This is a genomic window from Rhodococcus sp. Z13 (genome assembly GCF_025837095.1).
Classification (GTDB): domain Bacteria; phylum Actinomycetota; class Actinomycetes; order Mycobacteriales; family Mycobacteriaceae; genus Rhodococcus; species Rhodococcus sacchari.
The window spans coordinates 3,017,944-3,035,807 of sequence record NZ_CP107551.1 but is presented as its reverse complement, the minus strand read 5'-3'; the positions used below and the strand labels follow the sequence as shown (position 1 = coordinate 3,035,807).

Annotated in this window: 14 protein-coding genes and 1 tRNA gene; 6 read left to right on the top strand and 9 right to left on the bottom strand. The window is 69.5% G+C overall.

The genetic code is table 11. The annotated features are described in order from the left end of the window. Positions 1-88: 88 nt before the first annotated feature. Entirely contained in the window at positions 89-1,534 is a 1,446-nt protein-coding gene (locus OED52_RS13975) for a zinc-dependent metalloprotease (protein ID WP_264151467.1), read from the bottom strand. 175 nt (positions 1,535-1,709) lie between these two features. Here OED52_RS13975 and OED52_RS13970 point away from each other — a divergent pair, with 175 nt between their 5' ends. Continuing rightward, positions 1,710-2,735 (top strand): YlbL family protein, encoded by a 1,026-nt coding sequence (locus OED52_RS13970; protein WP_264151466.1) that lies wholly within the window; start codon positions 1,710-1,712, stop codon positions 2,733-2,735. Between the two features lie 22 nt (positions 2,736-2,757). Here OED52_RS13970 and OED52_RS13965 read toward each other — a convergent pair whose 3' ends face one another. Beyond that, on the bottom strand, positions 2,758-3,366 hold the full coding sequence (locus tag OED52_RS13965; protein ID WP_264151465.1) for a PPA1309 family protein: 609 nt from the start codon (positions 3,364-3,366) through the stop codon (positions 2,758-2,760). Between the two features lie 182 nt (positions 3,367-3,548). On the opposite strand from OED52_RS13965, the gene OED52_RS13960 reads away from it, so the two are divergent. Further along, complete coding sequence (locus tag OED52_RS13960; RefSeq protein ID WP_264151464.1) at positions 3,549-6,557, top strand: UPF0182 family protein; 3,009 nt, start codon at positions 3,549-3,551, stop codon at positions 6,555-6,557. A 79-nt stretch (positions 6,558-6,636) separates the two neighbouring features. Here the strand turns inward: OED52_RS13960 and OED52_RS13955 are convergent, their stop codons facing one another. Then, on the bottom strand, positions 6,637-7,155 hold the full coding sequence (locus OED52_RS13955; protein ID WP_264151463.1) for a transglycosylase family protein: 519 nt from the start codon (positions 7,153-7,155) through the stop codon (positions 6,637-6,639). Between the two features lie 479 nt (positions 7,156-7,634). Between OED52_RS13955 and OED52_RS13950 the strand changes: the two genes are divergently transcribed. Next, positions 7,635-7,711 (top strand) — tRNA-Met (locus OED52_RS13950). A gap of 92 nt (positions 7,712-7,803) precedes the next feature. Here the strand turns inward: OED52_RS13950 and OED52_RS13945 are convergent. The 4 genes from OED52_RS13945 to hisN form a co-directional block, all read right to left on the bottom strand. Continuing rightward, positions 7,804-9,510, bottom strand: a complete 1,707-nt coding sequence (locus OED52_RS13945) for an acyl-CoA synthetase (RefSeq protein WP_264151462.1) — start codon at positions 9,508-9,510, stop codon at positions 7,804-7,806. Positions 9,511-9,727: 217 nt separating this feature from the next. Next, complete coding sequence (locus OED52_RS13940; RefSeq protein ID WP_264151461.1) at positions 9,728-10,945, bottom strand: acyl-CoA dehydrogenase family protein; 1,218 nt, start codon at positions 10,943-10,945, stop codon at positions 9,728-9,730. A 29-nt stretch (positions 10,946-10,974) separates the two neighbouring features. Continuing rightward, positions 10,975-12,369: an acyl-CoA dehydrogenase family protein gene (locus OED52_RS13935; RefSeq protein ID WP_264151460.1), complete on the bottom strand. Its 1,395-nt coding sequence runs from the start codon at positions 12,367-12,369 to the stop codon at positions 10,975-10,977. 196 nt (positions 12,370-12,565) lie between these two features. Then, the gene (hisN, locus tag OED52_RS13930) at positions 12,566-13,351 is read right to left on the bottom strand and encodes a histidinol-phosphatase (RefSeq protein WP_264151459.1); all 786 of its coding nucleotides are present in this window, start codon (positions 13,349-13,351) and stop codon (positions 12,566-12,568) included. A gap of 32 nt (positions 13,352-13,383) precedes the next feature. Between hisN and prfB the strand changes: the two genes are divergently transcribed. The 3 genes from prfB to OED52_RS13915 are packed head-to-tail and all read left to right on the top strand — an operon-like array spanning position 13,384 to position 15,940. Beyond that, positions 13,384-14,502: a peptide chain release factor 2 gene (gene prfB / locus OED52_RS13925; RefSeq protein WP_264151458.1), complete on the top strand. Its 1,119-nt coding sequence runs from the start codon at positions 13,384-13,386 to the stop codon at positions 14,500-14,502. A 21-nt stretch (positions 14,503-14,523) separates the two neighbouring features. Beyond that, the gene (locus OED52_RS13920; RefSeq protein WP_264151457.1) at positions 14,524-15,405 is read left to right on the top strand and encodes a mechanosensitive ion channel family protein; all 882 of its coding nucleotides are present in this window, start codon (positions 14,524-14,526) and stop codon (positions 15,403-15,405) included. 16 nt (positions 15,406-15,421) lie between these two features. Continuing rightward, positions 15,422-15,940, top strand: a complete 519-nt coding sequence (locus tag OED52_RS13915; RefSeq protein WP_264151456.1) for a hypothetical protein — start codon at positions 15,422-15,424, stop codon at positions 15,938-15,940. Positions 15,941-16,032: 92 nt separating this feature from the next. Here OED52_RS13915 and OED52_RS13910 read toward each other — a convergent pair whose 3' ends face one another. Together OED52_RS13910 and OED52_RS13905 are read right to left on the bottom strand one after the other, a co-directional pair. Then, entirely contained in the window at positions 16,033-17,325 is a 1,293-nt protein-coding gene (locus OED52_RS13910) for a site-specific integrase (protein ID WP_264151455.1), read from the bottom strand. A gap of 22 nt (positions 17,326-17,347) precedes the next feature. Then, complete coding sequence (locus OED52_RS13905; RefSeq protein WP_264151454.1) at positions 17,348-17,791, bottom strand: ImmA/IrrE family metallo-endopeptidase; 444 nt, start codon at positions 17,789-17,791, stop codon at positions 17,348-17,350. Positions 17,792-17,864 lie beyond the last annotated feature (73 nt).

Here is a 17,864-nt window from a genome sequence, read left to right as displayed (position 1 = left end):
AGCCGTCACCCTCGCCGGGGCGCGCGGAAACGGAGTTGTCCACAACCCCGTAACCCCGATGACCTGGGGTTTCGGGGCCGGGAGGAGATTACTTGTCGTCGCCCTCGTCGGGAGCGTCCTTCTCGGCGCGTTCCCGCTCGGCCTGCTCGCGTTCCATGGTTGCGTGCAACTGGGCGATCGGATCGTCGAAGGCGTCGGTGCCGCCACCGATGATCCGGTCGACGAAGGCTGCCGGGGCGTCGAGATCCGACGAGTCCGGCAGCAGGTCGGGATGCGCCCACACGCCGTCGCGGGTCTCGGTACCGGCGTCGGTCGTCAGTCGCCGCCACAGACCCGCGGCCTCACGGAGCTTGCGGGGACGGAGCTCGAGACCGACGAGCGTGGCGAAGGTCTGCTCCGCCGGGCCGCCGGTGGCGCGGCGGCGCCGCAGCGTCTCGGTGAGCGCCGACACGCCGGGCAACCGGTCGGACAGCGCATCGAAGACGACCGTCTCGACCCAGCCCTCGACGAGCGCGAGCAGGGTCTCGAGCCGCTCGAGTGCGGCCTTCTGCTCGGGAGTGGTCTGCGGTTCGAAGGCACCCTGCTTGAGGATCTCCTCGAGCTTGGACGGATCGGTGAGGGTCGACGGATCGATCCCCTGCGCGAGGTCCTCGATCGACGACAGGTCCATGCGGATACCGCGGGCGTACTCCTCGACCGTGGCGAGCACCCGCTGCCGCAGCCACGGCACGTGGCTGTAGAGACGCTGATGGGCGGCCTCGCGGGCGGCGAGGAAGACCAGCACCTCCTGCGCAGGCTGCTCGAGTCCCTCACCGAACGACTCGATCGCCGCGGGCAACAGCGCCGCCGTGCCCTCCGGCCCCAGGGGCAGGCCGATGTCGGTGGAGGTGAGGACCTCCTTCGACAACTGGCCCAGGGCCTGACCGAGCTGGGAACCGAACGCCACCCCACCCATCTGGGAGAACATGCCCAGCATCGGTCCGGCCATCGCGCGGGCCTCCTCGGGCAGGCCGTTGAGCATCATGCCGTTGACCTGCTCCGCGATCGGGTCGCACAGCCGCTTCCACGTCTCGAGGGTGTTGTCGAGCCAGTCGACGGGGGTCCACGCCACCGCCTTCGTCGCTCCCGCCGGGAGTGTGGTGACGGCGTCGAGCCACAGCTCCGCGAGGCGGGCCGCGTCGGCGACCGCGTCCGAGGTGCGCGGCGAGACCGGGTTCACCGACCCGATCTGCTGCCGCGCGAGCTTCGCGGCGATGTCGTAGTTGACCGGGCCGGACGCGCTGCCCGACCCCATGGCGCTCCCCATACCGGCGAGCATCTGGCCGAACTGGCTGAGCATCTGGCCGAACTGGGCGGGGTCGAAGCCCTGCCCACCGAACGGATCGCCGGCGTTGCCCCCACCACCGGCACCGCCGGGCAGGCCGAACCCGAACCCGAAGGGGATACCGCCACCGGTACCGCCGCCGGAACCCTCGTCCTTCCTGCGGTCGGGGTCGTCGTCGGGATTCGAGAATCCGAAGGGGGTGTCGCTCATGCCACCAACGGTACAAGGCCCACAGGTGGGTGACCTCCCTCGTGGTCACGCTGACGGCGAACACGGACGCTGACGGCGAACCCGGACACCGACGGCGAACCCGGACGACGGCGAACCCGGGCACCACGCCCGGTGGTGCGGACGGCGGCATCGACACGCCCGATAACCTGGCCGGGTGAATCGTCGCCTCGTCATGCCCCTCGCGCTCGTCCTCCCGGTCCTGGTCCTCGTGGTGGTGGCGTTCAACGTGCAGGCGCCCTACGTCGCCCTCGGCCCCGGCCCCGTCTTCGACACCCTCGGGGAGATCGACGGCACCCCGGTCGTGGACGTCGAAGGGATCGAGGCCGACGAGACCGAGGGCAGCCTCTACATGACCACGGTGGGCGTCACCGACAACCTCACCCTCGCGCAGGCCGTCACCGCCTGGGTCAGCGGCCGCTACGGCGTCGCCCCCCGCGAGCAGGTGTACCCGCCGGACCGCAGCAAGGAGGAGGTGCGCGCCGTCGACCAGGCGCAGTTCGCCCAGTCCGAGCGTTCCGCCGAACTCGCGGCCCTGCACTACCTCGACCTGCCCGTCTCGCTGCGGATCGCGGAGGTGGGGGAGGACGCCCCGGCCTCCGGCATCCTCGAGACGGACGATCTCATCGTCGCGGTGGGCGGGGACCCCGTCGAGACCGCCGGCCAGGTGCAGCGCGCGGTGGGGGCGGTGGCCCCCGGTGAGTCGGTGCGGGTCACCGTCCTGCGGGGCGACCGCGAGGAGACCTTCGACGTCCCCGTCGGGGAGCGTCCCGGCGATCCGGGCAGGGGCTTCCTCGGCATCGCGACCGAGGAACGGCCCGACGTGCCGTTCACCGTCACCTTCAACCTCGCCGACATCGGCGGCCCCTCCGCCGGCCTGATGTTCAGCCTCGCCGTGGTGGACAAGCTCAGCCCCGGCGCGATCAACGGGGGCCTGTCCGTCGCCGGCACCGGCACCATCGACTCCGACGGGATCGTCGGTCCCATCGGCGGCATCCGGCACAAGATCACCGCCGCGGCGGAGGACGGCGCCACCGTCTTCCTCGTGCCCACCGACAACTGTGCCGAGGCGGTGTCCGCGGCCCCCGACGACGTGCAGCTGGTACGGGTCGAGACCCTCGAGGGTGCGGTCGAGTCGCTCGAGGCGGTCGCTGCCGGCCGCGAGGCGCCGAGCTGCAGCTGACCCCGCGGCCGGACCCCTCGGCTCAGGACCAGTCGTCCTCGCTCGCCTCGAGGGTCGCGTACAGCGCAGCGGTGACGTGCGGAGCGAGGTTGTCGTAGGTCCGCAGCTCGGCACCGGCGAACGGATCGTCGTCGTCGAGCGGACGCAGCTGCAGCAGCGACATCGACGGGCCGTCGCGCAGCACGGCGGAGATCAGCCGCGCGGCGCGGCGCTCCGGATGGCTGTGCGCGGCGCGGCGGGCGGCCTCGTCGGCCGCGTGCGCGTCGGCGAGCAGCGGCGCGAAGGCGTCGTCGAGATCGTTCTCGGCGCTCGGCGGCAGCACCACGACCTCCTGCACCAGCGCGCACCCGGCGACCGAGGCCGGCCACGCCGTGGTGGCCAGGAACTCCTCGAGGGCGGGACTGCCACCCTCGACGTCGTCGGGGAAGGGTTCCTGCGCGATCGGGGTGTACTCGTGCCCGTCGTCGAGCTGGTCGCTGAGGGTCGGTTCGGCAGCCGCGAGCAGCACGGTGGGGACCAGCGCGAACATGACGGGTGGCCGGTCCCACCCTTCCGCGTCGGCGAAATCGATGATCTCGTGGACGGCGCGTGCGAGTGCTCGTTCGGAAGGTACGGGAAGAGGTTGGCTCACCCGCCTATCCTGACACCCGTACGGCGGTGTCCGCTGCAGAGCTCGCGCCGGGCGACCCGCCGCACACGGATTCCGTAGAGTGGGGCGAAACGGTCACTCGGTGACGGCGAGGCGTGCGCCTCGTGCACGAGCTGGACAGATGCGGCGCAACCGCGCCGCCGGACGAGTTGGGAGCGTGGCACGTGGGCATGAGGCCCCCGACCGGAGTACCTACCTTTTCGAGACGCAGCAGGGTGCTGTTGTCCCTGGCAGTCGTGGCCGCCGTGCTGCTGCTGCTCGGGCCGCGGCTGGTGGACACCTACACCAACTGGCTCTGGTTCGGCGAGGTCGACTACCGGGGTGTATACGTCAAGGTTCTCCTGACCCGGATCGTGTTGTTCCTCGTGGTCGGGTTGTTCGTCGGTGGCGTCGTGTGGCTGGCGATGCTGCTGGCCTATCGATCGCGGCCGGTCTTCGTACCGACCTCCGGCCCCAACGATCCGGTTGCGCGGTACCGCACCACGGTGCTGACCCGGATGCGCTCGTTCGGGATCGGCATCCCCGTCGTCCTGGGTCTGCTGTCCGGTCTGGTCGCGCAGTCTGCGTGGGTGCCGGTGCAGATGTTCTTCAACGGCGGCGACTTCGGCACCACCGATCCGCAGTTCGGTCTCGACGTCGGCTTCTACGCCTTCGACCTGCCGTTCTACCGGTTCCTGCTCAACTGGTTCTTCGTCGCGGTCGTGCTGGCGTTCATCGCCAACCTCGTCACGCACTACATCTTCGGCGGCATCCGCCTGGCCGGCCGCGGCGGCAGCATGTCCACCGCCGCCCGCGTGCAGCTCGCCGTGCTGGCGGGCATCTTCGTCGCGCTCAAGGCGGTCGCCTACTGGTTCGACCGGTACGAACTGCTCTGGAGCAGCCGCAAGGAACCCACCTTCACCGGTGGTGGCTTCACCGACATCAACGCCGTGCTGCCCGCCAAGCTCATCCTGCTGGCCATCGCGGTCATCTGTGCGATCGCCTTCTTCACCGCGATCTTCCTGCACGACCTGCGCATCCCGGCGCTGGCCACGGCACTGCTCGTGCTGTCGTCGATCCTCGTCGGCGCGGTCTACCCACTCATGGTCGAGCAGTTCTCGGTGCGCCCGAACGCCGCGGACAAGGAGAGCGAGTACATCCAGCGCAACATCGCCGCGACCCGCGAGGCCTACGGGATCACCGACGACAAGGTCGAGTACCAGGACTACCCGGGCGTGGGCACCACCTCGCCCGAGAACATCCCGGCCGACATCACGACCATCGCCAACGCGCGTCTGCTCGACCCGAACGTGCTGCCGCGCACTTTCACGCAGCAGACGCAGCTGAAGAACTTCTACGGCTACCCCGAGTCGCTCGACATCGACCGGTACGAGCTCGACGGTCGCCTCGAGGACTACATCGTCGCCGCCCGTGAGCTCTCGCCCACGAGCCTGACCGGCAACCAGACCGACTGGATCAACCGCCACACCGTGTACACGCACGGCAACGGGCTCGTCGCGGCTCCGGCCAACCGGGTCAACGCCGCCGCGAGTGCCTCGGCGGAGGAGGCCGCGAACAGCAACAGCGGCTATCCCGTCTACCTCGTCAGCGACCTGGCGTCGCTGGCCGCGGAGAACCAGGTTATCCCGGTCGAGCAGCCGCGCATCTACTTCGGCGAGGTCATCGCCGAGGCCGATCCGGACTACGCCATCGTCGGCAACGGCGACGAGGGTTCCGGCCCGCGCGAGTACGACACCGACACCGAGAAGTACACCTACACCGGTTCCGGTGGCGTGGACATCGGCAACTGGTTCAACCGGCTGGCCTTCGCCGCGAAGTACGGCGAACGCAACATCCTGTTCTCCAGCGCCATCGGCAGCGACTCGAAGATCATCTTCAACCGCGACCCGCGTGAGCGTGTCACCAAGGTCGCGCCGTGGCTCACCGCCGACGGCGACGCCTACCCGGCCGCGATCGACGGCCGCATCGTGTGGATCGTCGACGCGTACACCACGCTCGACTACTACCCGTACGCGCAGCGCGCGTCGCTCGAGGGCCTCGTCGAGGACAGCATCGACCAGAACACCGGTCGCCTGCTGCCGCGCAAGGAGGTCTCGTACATCCGCAACTCTGTCAAGGCCACGGTCGACGCCTACGACGGCACCGTCACGCTCTACCAGGTCGACGACCAGGACCCGGTCCTGAAGGCGTGGATGGGTGTCTTCCCCGATGCGGTGACCCCGCAGGACCAGGTCCCGGACGAGCTGCGTGCGCACTTCCGGTACCCCGAGGATCTGTTCAAGGTGCAGCGCGAGATGCTCGCCAAGTACCACGTCGACGACCCGCGCGAGTTCTTCACGAACAACGCCTTCTGGTCGGTGCCGGCCGATCCGACGGTGGACACCAGCGCGAACCAGCCGCCCTACTACCTGCTGACGGGCGACAAGGAGACGGCCGAACCCCGGTTCCGCCTGACCTCCGCGATGGTGGGCTACAACCGGCAGTTCCTGTCGGCCTACATCTCCGTCGAATCCGATCCGGAGAACTACGGCAAGTTCACGATCCTGCAGCTGCCGACGGACACGCAGACCTTCGGTCCGGAGCAGACGCAGAACGCGATGATCTCCGACACCCGCGTGGCCTCGGAACGCACACTGCTCGAACGGTCCAACCGGATCCAGTACGGCAACCTGCTGACCTTGCCCATCGCGGACGGCGGCATCCTCTACGTCCAGCCGATGTACACCGAGCGCAACGCGACGGCGGGTAGCACGTCGACCTTCCCGCAGCTGTCGCGCGTGCTGGTCAGCTACCGCGAGCCGGGCGCGAGCGGCGGTGTGCGGATCGGGTACGCCCCGACCCTGGCCGGTGCTCTCGACCAGGTCTTCGGGTCCGGTGTCGGCGACGCGGCCACCGCCCCCGGCGGTGAGGCGCTGCCGACCGCCGAGGTCGAGGACGAGACCCGCGGCGAGACGGTCGAGGGCGGCACCGAGCAGAACCGCGACGGCGAGCAGCAGCCGACGACCCCGACCCCGGCTCCGGCGCCGGCGGGCCGGGAGGCGGCGATCGCCGAACTCGACTCGGCGCTCGAGGAGCTCGCCAACGCCCAGAGCAGCGGCGACTTCGAGGCCTACGGCCGGGCGTTGCGACGGGTGCAGCAGGCGGTCGACTCCTACCAGTCGAGCGGCCGCTGAGCCGGTCCGAGGACCGATCCGACAGGACGACGGAACCCCCGCGGTGGGTCCACCGCGGGGGTTCCGTCGTACCGGGGTCTCAGAGACCGGCGACCGAGACGAGCTCCGAGAACTGGGCGCCGAGGCCGTACTGGTCGGCGAGCACCGACGCGGCGTCGACGGCCTGGGTGATCTCGGCGGGCAGGGCCGGGGCCGCAGGCAGCTCGGGGGCGACCTGGACCGGAGCCGGAGCCTGCTCGGGGACCGGAGCCGGAGCCGGGGTGGTCTCGAGGGTCAGGTACTGACCGCACACCGGCCACGCACCCGGGCCCTGGGTCTGCAGGACGTTCTCGGCGACGCGGATCTGCTCGGCCTTCGACGCCTGGTCGGCGCGGCTGCTGCCGCCGTTGGCCTCCCAGGTGCTCTGCGAGAACTGCAGGCCGCCGTAGTAACCGTTGCCGGTGTTGATGGCCCAGTTGCCGCCGCTCTCGCACTGGGCGACACCGTCCCAGTTGTGGGGCGCGGCGTTCGCGGTGCCCGTGGCGACCGCGAACGGAACCGCGGCGAGGGCGCCGGTGACGACGGCGGTACGGAAAACGCGCGTGCTGAAGAGAGTCATGCTGTGGAGTCCTTCCCGCGCTCGCGGGTCGCGACGGTCCGCATCGATCGGGCGACGGAGGATGTGTCCGTTCGGATCGGGGACCACTCGGGTCGCGTCCCTGCCCCTCGGGTCTTCGTAGGCACCGGAACCCGCGGGGCAGAACTGGCGGCGACGGGCCGGTGGTGGCTCGGCTGTTTCGAACCGGCACCGACAGTACAAAGCCGTTCGGGGGCGCGTCATCCCCTCGCTTCGTCACCCCGATTCCCGACCCGTGGGACGGGTTGTCGAAGTTTCCGCTGGTGAGGCACTGAATAACGGGTCCCGATGCAAGATCGTTACCGCTCCGTTATGTGTCGAGGCTCATGGCGGAAATGTGAACCACGCCACTCGATTCCGCGCCTTCCTGGGCCGGGATTCGGCGGAAGGCTGCGGGTCACCGGCGTGCGTCCAGGCGATTTGCGTTCCGTTTCCCTGCTCGTGTAGTTTCGTTTCTGCAACGCGGGGTGGAGCAGCTCGGTAGCTCGCTGGGCTCATAACCCAGAGGTCGCAGGTTCAAATCCTGTCCCCGCTACCACCGCGGGAGGCCGGTCGTCCGAAACGGACGGCCGGCCTCTCTGTCGTCTGCAGAGTCGCTTGTGTGCAGGGTTGCTGTCTGCGGAGTCCTCTTCAGGCTTCCGTCGCGGCTCTCTTCCGAGAGCCGCCCGTGGCCGGCACGTTCATCTCCATCAGTACCCGGCGCAGCAGCTTGCCCGTCGCATTGCGGGGAAGCTCGTCGAGGAACACCACGTCGCGCGGCACCTTGTAGCGCGCGAGGTTCGACTTCACGAACGCCTTGATCTCGTCGGGATCGCGCGTCGAGTCGGGGGAGGGCACCACGAAGGCGCGCAGGCGTTGACCGAACTCCGGGTCGGGAACCCCCACCACGGCGGCGTCGAGCACGTCCGGCCGCTCGGCGAGGAGGTTCTCCACCTCGAGCGGGTACACGTTCTCGCCGCCGGAGACGATCATGTCGTCGTCGCGGCCGTCCACGAACAGCAGGCCGTGCTCGTCCCAGTGCCCGATGTCACCGATCGAGAGCATGCCGTCGATCCGCTCCTTGTCGCGGCCGTCGGTGTAACCCGAGAACGACAGCGCGCTCGCCACGAAGATCCGACCGGTGACGTTCGGTTCGGTGATGCGCCGGCCCGCGTCGTCGTACAGAGCCACGTGGCAGGTCACCGGGGGCCGACCGGCGGTGCCCGGGGCCAGGGCGATGTCCTCGGGCGTGGCGACCGTCGCGACGGCGCACTCGGTGGATCCGTAGAGGTTGTGCAGCACGTGGCCGAACGCCTCGGTGGTCCGGCGGCACACGTCGGGGGAGAGGGACGAGCCGGCCGCGAAGATGATCCGCAGGGTCGAGGTGTCGTACCCGGCGATCCTCTCCGGTCCGAGATCGAGGATGCGCTGCAGCATGGTCGGGACCACCACGAGCACGTTCGCGCCGTGCCGCTCGATGAGGGACAGCGTCTTCTCCGCGTCGAAGCGTCGCGGCATCACCACGGTCTGGCCGAGGGCCAGCGCGAGGGCGAACTGCGAGACACCCGTGCCGTGGAAGGCCGGCGCCGCCATGAGCATCGTCTGCCCGGGCCGCAGGGGAACCCGGTCGAGGAACTGGGCGGACGCGAACGGTGAGGTGCGGCCGCGCGGTGCTCCCTTCGGGGTGCCGGTCGTGCCGCTGGTGAGCAGCACAAAACCGCCGAACACCTCGGGTGCCGGCAGCGTCGAGTCGTCGACCCCGGTGATCACCTCGTCCAGGCTCGGTACCCCCGTAACCTCCTCGTCGGACCACGAGACGTAGCGGCGGACGGTCTCGGGCAACGCCGCGGCGACCCGGGCGAACTCGCTGTCGAAGACGAAGGTCGAGACCTCCTCGCGGGCGGCGACGTCGACCAGCTGGCGCGGCGCGAAACCGGTGTTCATGAGCACGAGCCGCGCGCCGAGCTTGGCGGAGGCGAGCATCGTGAGCACGAGACCGCGGTGGTTGCGGGCCATGATCCCCATGACCGATCCGGCAGCGACCCCGTCGCGCTGCCACGCGCGGACCAGGGCGTTCGAGCGGGCCTCGAGCTCCTGGTAGGTCAGTGCGCCCCGCTCGTCGATCAGGGCGACGGTCCCGAGTCCCTCGCCGGCGTGGGTGTGCACCGAGCCCGCGAAGGGGCCGTACTTGTTCGCGGCCGCGATCGTGCGGAGGCTCCGGTCGAGCCGGGGGAAGTGCAGAAGGCCCGCCCGGTGCAGCACGGCCAGCGATGCGGCGGTGTCCTTGATCTGGACGAGGGCGTGGTCGAGCGGGATCCGCCCGCCGGTGAGTTTGCCGAGGATGTCCGGACCGAGCATGCGTCCCCCTAGCTGTGTGTCGGCATCAGCACACAGACTAGTCGTGATGTAAGTCACATTTCGCGCACTCGTGGAAAACGGCGGAACCCTCGTCGCGCACCCCGTCGCGACGAGGGTTCATCCCCGATGGGTCCTCCGAACCCCGAGCGGACCGGCTACCGGACCCCGGTCCCATCCACCCGGGGGCCGCGCCGTGGCGCGAGCCGGTCCTCGCGGCTCACTTCAGTTCGGAGGACGTCTTTCCGAGCACCCGGCGAGCCACGATGAGCTGCTGGATCTGCTGGGTTCCCTCGAAGATGTCGAGGATCTTCGAGTCCCGCGCCCACTTCTCGAGCAGCGGGCGCTCGGAGTAGCCGTAGGTACCGGCCAGCTCCACGGCCTTCAGCGACGCCGCCGTGCCGGTGCGACCGGCCTTGGCCTTGGACACCGACGCCTCGAGCGAGTTCGGCTGCTTGTTGTCGGCCATCCAGGTCGCGCGCAGGGCGAGCAGGTAGGCGGCCTCCCAGTCGGCCTCGAGGGCGAGGAACTCGGCCGCGGCGGCGTGCTGGTTGTTCGGCGGCACGTCGTAGGACACCTCGATGCCCGCCTCCTTCAGGATCCCGCGCAGCTCCTCGAGCACGGCACGGCCGAGACCGACGGCCATACCGGCCACGATCGGGCGCGTGTTGTCGAAGGTCTGCATGACCCCGGCGAACCCCTTCTCGGTGTTCACCTCCGGGGAGCCGAGGATGTTGTCCTTCGGGATGCGGCAGTTGTCGAGCACCAGCACCGCCGTGTCGGACGCCTTGATGCCGAGTTTCTTCTCGAGGCGCGCCACCGACAGTCCGGGAGCGTCGCGCGGCACGACGAACGACTTGATCGCGGCGCGGCCTTTCGACTTGTCGACGGTCGCCCACACCACGATGTGCGTGGAGCGCTCACCGGCGGTGACGAAGATCTTCTCGCCGTTGAGGACCCACTCGTCGCCGTCGAGGACGGCGGTGGTGGTCACGGCGGCGGAGTCGGAACCGAAGCCCGGCTCGGTGATCGCCATGGAAGCCCACACCTTGCCGAACCGCGTGAGCTGTTCGTCGGTGGCGACCGCGGCGATCGCGGAGTTGCCGAGGCCCTGGTACGGGATCGACAGGGTCAGTCCGACGTCGCCCCAGCAGGTCTCGATGACGTTGAGCAGGCCGGCCATGTTGCCGCCGTTGACGTTCCCGGCCGCGGCGGCATCCTGCTTGGCCTTGGCGTCGCGGCCGAGCGTCGCTCCCGCCGCACCCTGGCCGGAGTCGTTGAGTCCCTCGACCATGGCGGCCATGGTGTCGAGTTCGACGGGGTACTCGTGCTCGGCGAGGTCGTACTTGCGGGAGATCGGCCGGAAGATCTGCGCGGCGACCTGGTGGGCCTGGTTCGCGGAAGCCCGCAGCTTCCTGGGGAGTTCGAGATTGATCATCACAGGTTCCTTGGTTCGGGTCGGTCCGCTCAGACGAGGACGATGCCCTCGGCGACGCCGACGGCCCGCAGGTCGCGGTACCAGCGCTCGACGGGGTGTTCCTTGGTGTAGCCGTGGCCGCCGAGCAGCTGCACGCCGTCGAGGCCGAACTGCATGCCCTTGTCGGTGGCGAGCTTCTTGGCGAGTGCCGCCTCGCGGGCGAACGACAAGCCCTGCTCGGCCCGCGACGCACCGCGCAGGGTGACGAGCCGCAGACCGTCGAGCTCGATCTTGATGTTGGCCACCATGAAAGCCACCGCCTGCCGGTGGCTGATGGGCTCACCGAACGCGTGACGCTCGTTGACGTAGGGGATCACGTAGTCGAGCACGGCCTGGCCGGTGCCCATGGCCAGGGAGGCCCAGCCGAGACGCGACAGGCGCACGGCGTCGGCGTACTGCTCGGCCCGCACGTCCGGATCGTCGTCGCCCAGGCGGGCGGCCTCGGGCACGGCGACGTTCTCGAGGTGCAGGCGGCCGAGGCTCGCGGCGCGCAGGCCCATGCCGGGATCGGCCTCGATGACGACGCCCTTGCTCTTCGCCTCGACGAGGAACAGCGACGGCTTGCCGTCGAGCTCGGCGGCGACGACGAACAGCTCGGCGCTGCCGGCGGCCGGCACGAACGACTTGACGCCGTTGAGGCGGTAGCCGCTGGGGGAGCGCACCGCCTTGGTCTGCAGCGCGAACGGATCGAACAGCGGCCGCGGCTCGGCGATCACGACGGAGGCCTGCGGGACGTCGTCGGAGGCGAAGGCGGGCAGGTAGGTCTTCTGCTGGTCCTCGGTGCCCCACTGGGTCAGGGCGACGGCCACACCGCTCGGCGCGAGGATCGGCAGTGCGAGTCCCATGTCGCCATGGGCGAGGGCCTCGGCCACGAGCACGTTGGTCACCACGCCGCGCTCGTCGGCGGCACCGTCGAACGCCTCGGGGACGTTGACCAGGGTGATCCCGAGCTCGGCGGCGCGGGCGAGCAGGTCGGCCGGGGCTGCGGCGGCAGCGTCGGCGTCGTGTGCGGCGGGACGGAGGATCTCGGCGGCGAACTCGCGCACCGTCTCCGTGATCATCTGCTGATCCTCGGTGGGCGTGAGGTCGAACAGATCCGACTTCTTCGCGGCGTCGAGGCGCTGCGGGCCGGTCGCGCCGCCCGACATCTTCTTGAAGGTGCGGGTCGCGGCGCCGAGGGTCTTGAAGCCCGTCTTCGTGGACTGGTACGTGATCCGGTCGATCGTCTCGCGGATCCGATAGCGGTCCGCGAGTTCGGAACCCGTGATCCGGGTGAGCACGCGCATGGCGGTGCCGATGGCGTCGCGTTTGATCGGGTTCAGGCCGACGGCGGACGTGTCGCGAGGCGTGTGGCGGGCCACGCTGTCTTGCTTGCTCATGATCACCAGAAGTCTCTCGATGCGGCAGCGGATGGTTCCGATCTTACTTCTGAGTAAGGTCGGTGTCTACTGCGCGGTAAGTTCCGCTGATCCCGAACTGCCGACTCTCGCGCGCGCTGTCCACCTTCCGGTCCACTGACGAGCACCGGCCCCACGCGCGGAACGCCGCGCGTGGGGCCGGTCGGTCATCTCGGCTCGCCGGTCACTTCAGCCGGGTGAGCACCTCGTCGTGCAGCACACCGTTGGTCGCGACCGCACTGCCGCCGTGCGGACCGTCCGCGCCCTCGAGGTTCGTGAACCGTCCACCTGCCTCGCGTACCAGCACGTCGAGCGCGGCCAGATCCCACAGCGACACCTCGGGCTCGAGCGCGATCTCGAGGGTGCCCTCGGCGAGCAGGCAGTAGGAGAAGAAGTCGCCGTAGGCGCGCACCCGCCACACCTCGTCGGTCAGCGCGACGAACCGGTCGCGGATACCGCGGTCGTGCCAGCCGCTCAGGCTCGAGAAGCTCAGCGATGCCGATGCGAGATCGGTCACCTGCGACACCGAGATCCGCCGCGGCTGCCCGCCGTCGTGCGAGGTCCACGCCCCGCCACCCGCCGCCGCCCACCAGCGGCGGTTCAGCGCCGGAGCGCTCACCACGCCCACGACGGGCACGCCGTCCTCGAGCAGCGAGATCAGGCTTGCCCACACCGGCACACCGCGCACGAAGTTCTTCGTGCCGTCGATCGGATCGACGACCCACTGCCGGCCGCGGAAGACCGCGTCGCCACCGAACTCCTCACCGAGCACCGCGTCGTCGGGCCGCTGCTCGGCGAGGATCTCCCGCACCGCGCGCTCGACGGCCAGATCGGCGTCGGAGACCGGGGTGAGGTCCGGCTTGTCGTCCACCTTCAGATCCAGCGCACCGAAGCGGTCGCGGGTGATGATGTCGGCTTCGTCGGCGAGACGGAGGGCGAGGTCCAGATCGGCGGTGTAGTCGGTGGCCATGCCCAGCACGGTAGTCGGTAGGCTTGTACACCGTGCATCCCGATGTTTCCGCAGACCTGGCCGAACTCGACACCACCCTCCGCACCGTGGAGACGGTCCTCGACGTCGAGGAGTTGCGCCGGCGCATCGACGAACTCGAGCACCAGGCGGCGGACCCCGAACTGTGGAACGACCAGGAGCACGCCCAGAAGGTGACCTCCGAACTGTCCCACGCCCAGGGCGAACTGCGCCGGGTCGAGGGCCTGCGCCAGCGGCTCGAAGACCTGCCGGTGCTCTACGAGCTCGCCGAGGGCGAGGAGGGCGACGCCCGCGCCGCTGCGCTGGCCGACGCCGACGCCGAACGCGAGAGCCTGCGCGCCGACATCGAGGCGATGGAGGTGCGCACCCTGCTGTCGGGTGAGTACGACCACCGCGACGCGCTCGTCAACATCCGCGCCGGCGCCGGTGGCGTCGACGCCGCGGACTGGGCCGAGATGCTCATGCGCATGTACATCCGCTGGGCCGACAAGCACGGCTACGGCGTCGAGGTCTACGACACCTCCTACGCCGAGGAGGCGGGCATCAAGTCGGCCACCTTCGCGATCAAGGCGCCGTACACCTACGGCACCCTCTCGGTCGAGATGGGCACGCACCGCCTCGTCCGCATCAGCCCCTTCGACAACCAGGGCCGCCGCCAGACCTCCTTCGCCGAGGTCGAGGTGCTGCCCGTCGTCGAGACCACCGACCACATCGACATCGACGAGAACGACGTCCGCGTCGACGTCTACCGCTCGTCCGGTCCGGGCGGCCAGTCGGTCAACACCACCGACTCCGCGGTGCGCCTGACCCACATCCCCACCGGCATCGTGGTCACCTGCCAGAACGAGAAGTCGCAGCTGCAGAACAAGGTCGCCGCGATGCGCGTGCTGCAGGCCAAGCTCCTCGAGCGCAAGCGCCAGGAGGAGCGCGCCGAGATGGACGCCCTCAAGGGCGACGGCGGCAGCTCGTGGGGCAACCAGATGCGCTCGTACGTGCTGCACCCCTACCAGATGGTCAAGGACCTGCGCACCGAGTACGAGGTCAACAACCCCTCGGCGGTGCTCGACGGCGACATCGACGGCTTCCTCGAGGCAGGCATCCGGTGGCGTATGCGTGAGGAACAGAAGTCCTAGACCGCAGAAGAGGATGTCTCGATGGCCTTTCCCGGTAGCAGGATCCTCGACTGGCTCTCCCACAGCGGGCTGCTCATCGCACTGACCGTCCTCGGTGCGGTGATCATCTCCCGTTTCATCTCGTGGCTGGGTGAACGCGTCACCCGCCGGATCGACGAGCGCTACATGCAGTCCGACGATCTGGTGCGCTCCGAGGCGACGAAGCACCGGCACTCGGTGGCGCAGGTCGTCACCTGGATGACGATCTCCTTCGTCTACATCGTTGCGACGCTGAAGGTCTTCGACTTCCTGGAACTGCCGATCGGCAGCCTCGTCGCGCCCGCCACGGTGCTCGGTGCCGCACTGGGCTTCGGCGCGCAGCGCGTCGTGCAGGACATCCTCGCCGGCTTCTTCATCATCACCGAGCGGCAGTACGGCTTCGGTGACACCGTGCAGATCTCCGTGACCGGCGCGTCCGAGGACGCGGTCGGCACCGTCGAGGACGTCACGCTGCGCATCACCCGGGTGCGCAGCACCGCCGGCGAGGTCATCATCGTCCCCAACGGCCAGATCAACAAGGCGGTCAATCTGTCGAAGGACTGGGCGCGGGCCGTCGTCGACGTGCCGATCCCGGTCACCGCCGACATCGCCGACGTGACCGAGATGCTGCGCAAGCTGGGGGAGGCCGCGTACAAGGAGCCGCGAGTGCGGGAGCTGCTGCTCGACGAGCCGAGCGTGATGGGCGTCGAGAGCCTCGAGGTCGACCAGCTCAGCGTCCGCATGGTCGCGCGCACCCTGCCCGGCAAACAGTTCCAGGTCGGGCGGTTGCTGCGGGCGCGGATCGCCGCCAAGCTGCGTGAACAGGGCATCACGGTATCGCCGCAGCTCGACACGGTCAGCGTCGTCGACAAGGCGGAGGCGTAGTGAAGGCGGAGGCGTAGTGGGCGAGACCGCGAAGAGGGACCCGAAGAAGGAGCCCCCGAAGGACACGGGGAAGAAGGCCGACGAGAAGGGCGAGAAGCCCCGCCGGCACATCCCCGCCCACATCCTCGGCGGCCGTGTCCGCACCACCACCCTGGCGCTGTGCCTGCTGTGGCTGGGTCTGTGGTTCCTCTACCTGTTCCTCAACCAGCCCGAGGACTCCACCCCGCCCCCGGCCGACGCCGTGGTCATCTCCTCGACGCCGTACGTGCCGCTCGTGCCGGAGACCGCGACCCCCACCGAGACCCCGTACACCACGACCGACACGCCGGTGCCGACGACGACCGTGGCCCCGACCGGGTCGCCGACGCCGGGGTCGCCGCAGGACACCACCGGCCCGGGATCGTCCGAGTCGACGACCGGCACGTCCACGACCACCACGGACCGGCCGTTCCCGTTCGAGCTGCCGCATATCCCGGGGCTGACGGACAACAGGAATTCCGACACCCCGGACGGAACCGGGGAGCGGGCGCCGTAGATCACCGGCAGGTAACGGCTAGTAATGCCACAGTGAGCACCCCCGAACGACCGGAAGTCCGACATCTGCCGAGGTAGGCGGCTTGCGGCCGCTCACGCCGCGGGTTCGCCATCGTCGTTGGACGGCCCAGATGTACCGGAAACGTACCGGATATCACCACCAAGTACCCCCTCGAGCACTTCGGCCACCGCCGCGTGGGTCCGGCCCCGGCCGAAGTACGTGTCAGTTGTCATCGACACCTGGGCATGGCCGAGTTGGTCAGCTGCCACACGCGCCGACAGCCCCTCCTCGTCGATCAGCGTCGCCACCGTCTTCCGGAAGGTGTGGGTGGTGACCCAGTCGAGTCCGAGCGCCGATCGGATCTGCAGCCACTGCCGCGACACCGTCGTCGGATGCCGCGGCCCGCCACCATTGAGCGACTCGAACACCAGCGGCCCGATCTGCGCCCGCCGCTGCAGCATGGCGACCGCGAAGTCCGGCAGCGGCAACGTTCGCATACCCGCCGGCGTCTTCGTCATGTCCTCCCGGATCAAGCCCTTGCCGGTGATGCGGACGATTTTGCCGGTGATGTGCACGACCTTCTCGTCGAGGTCGACGTCCTTCCATCGGATGCCGAGCAGCTCGCCGATGCGGCATCCGGTGGCGGCGAACAGGACGACGACGTCCGCGGTGTCGGTGGCGGCGCAGAACTCGGCCACCGTCGGCACCCGCCGGTGCAGGACGCCTTTGATCTTGCGGCGCTCCGCGGGCGTCGGGCACGGCGGGCACGGCACCGTGGACTCGTGCACGTCCCGCAAGAGCTTGGCGAGTGTGGCGGCGTCCATCGCCCGCGCGGTCCGGCGCGGCCCCTTGCGCGGCGGGGTGGTGACCTCCCGGACCGGGTTCACGGTCAACGCCCCGTACCGCACTGCGAGCTTGAACATCCCGAGCAGGATCGTCCGGGCGTTCTTCGCGGTCGGCACACCGTGGCGGTCGGCCATCTCGTGCACGAACTTCTCGAGGCGCGGGGTGGTGGCCTCGCGGATCTTCAGCTCGCCCAGGCCATCGACGATGCGGGCGGCAATCCGGTCATAGTTCACTAGGGTGGACGCGGCCCGGCCGGCGGTGACGAGTTTTTTCCGGTACTCCGGCCACAACACGCGCACCTTCGTGTCGGCGGTGATGTCCCCGTCCTGCGGGGTGGACCGCTCGGCGAGCGCCTCGAGCAGATAGCGTTCGGCGACGGCACCGGTGCGGTCGCGCTGCCCGAAGGGCGTCTCCCGGTAAACCTTGCGGGTGACGCCGTCGAAGTCCCGGACGCGGCAGCTCGCACGCCACCGGCCGTCGGGGAGTTGGGTGCGCGCGATCTTGCCGTGCGCGCCGATCGGCAGGGGTGGCCGTCCCATCGTGTGGCCTCCAGGTGTGTGGTTAGGAGCGGAGTCGGCGGTCGAGTTCGGATTGCACGTAGCGTCGTTCTCTCGGGGTGAGGGTGTCGATGCGTGTACGCAGGGTGTCGAGGTCGACCCAGAGTTCGTCGGCGGTTTCGTCGGTGACTCGGCCGCCGCACCAGGCGAGGGCGTCGATCAGGGCGTCGAGTGGGATCAGACGCCGTGCGGTGAGACTTTCGACGGTGCGTTCTTCGCGGCGGGCGAAGTGGGGGTGGCGGGGGACCGGTCCGCGTTCGAGGTGGCATAGCTCGTGGGTGAGTGTGGTGCGGCGCTCTCGTTGACGGCTGGACCGGTCGATTTCGATGCCGTGGTGGGTGATGCGGCCGAGGAGCCCGAGGGGGCGGAGGTCGACGAAGCTGACGGAGATGTGCGGGTAGGTGTCGCGTAGGTGTCTCCAGGGATGCCATTTCCGGGTCTTCGGCATGGCGGAAATTAGAACACCTGTTCGATCAGTTTGTCCGTATCGACGCGCCGCTTCACCCCGGAATGTCACACCT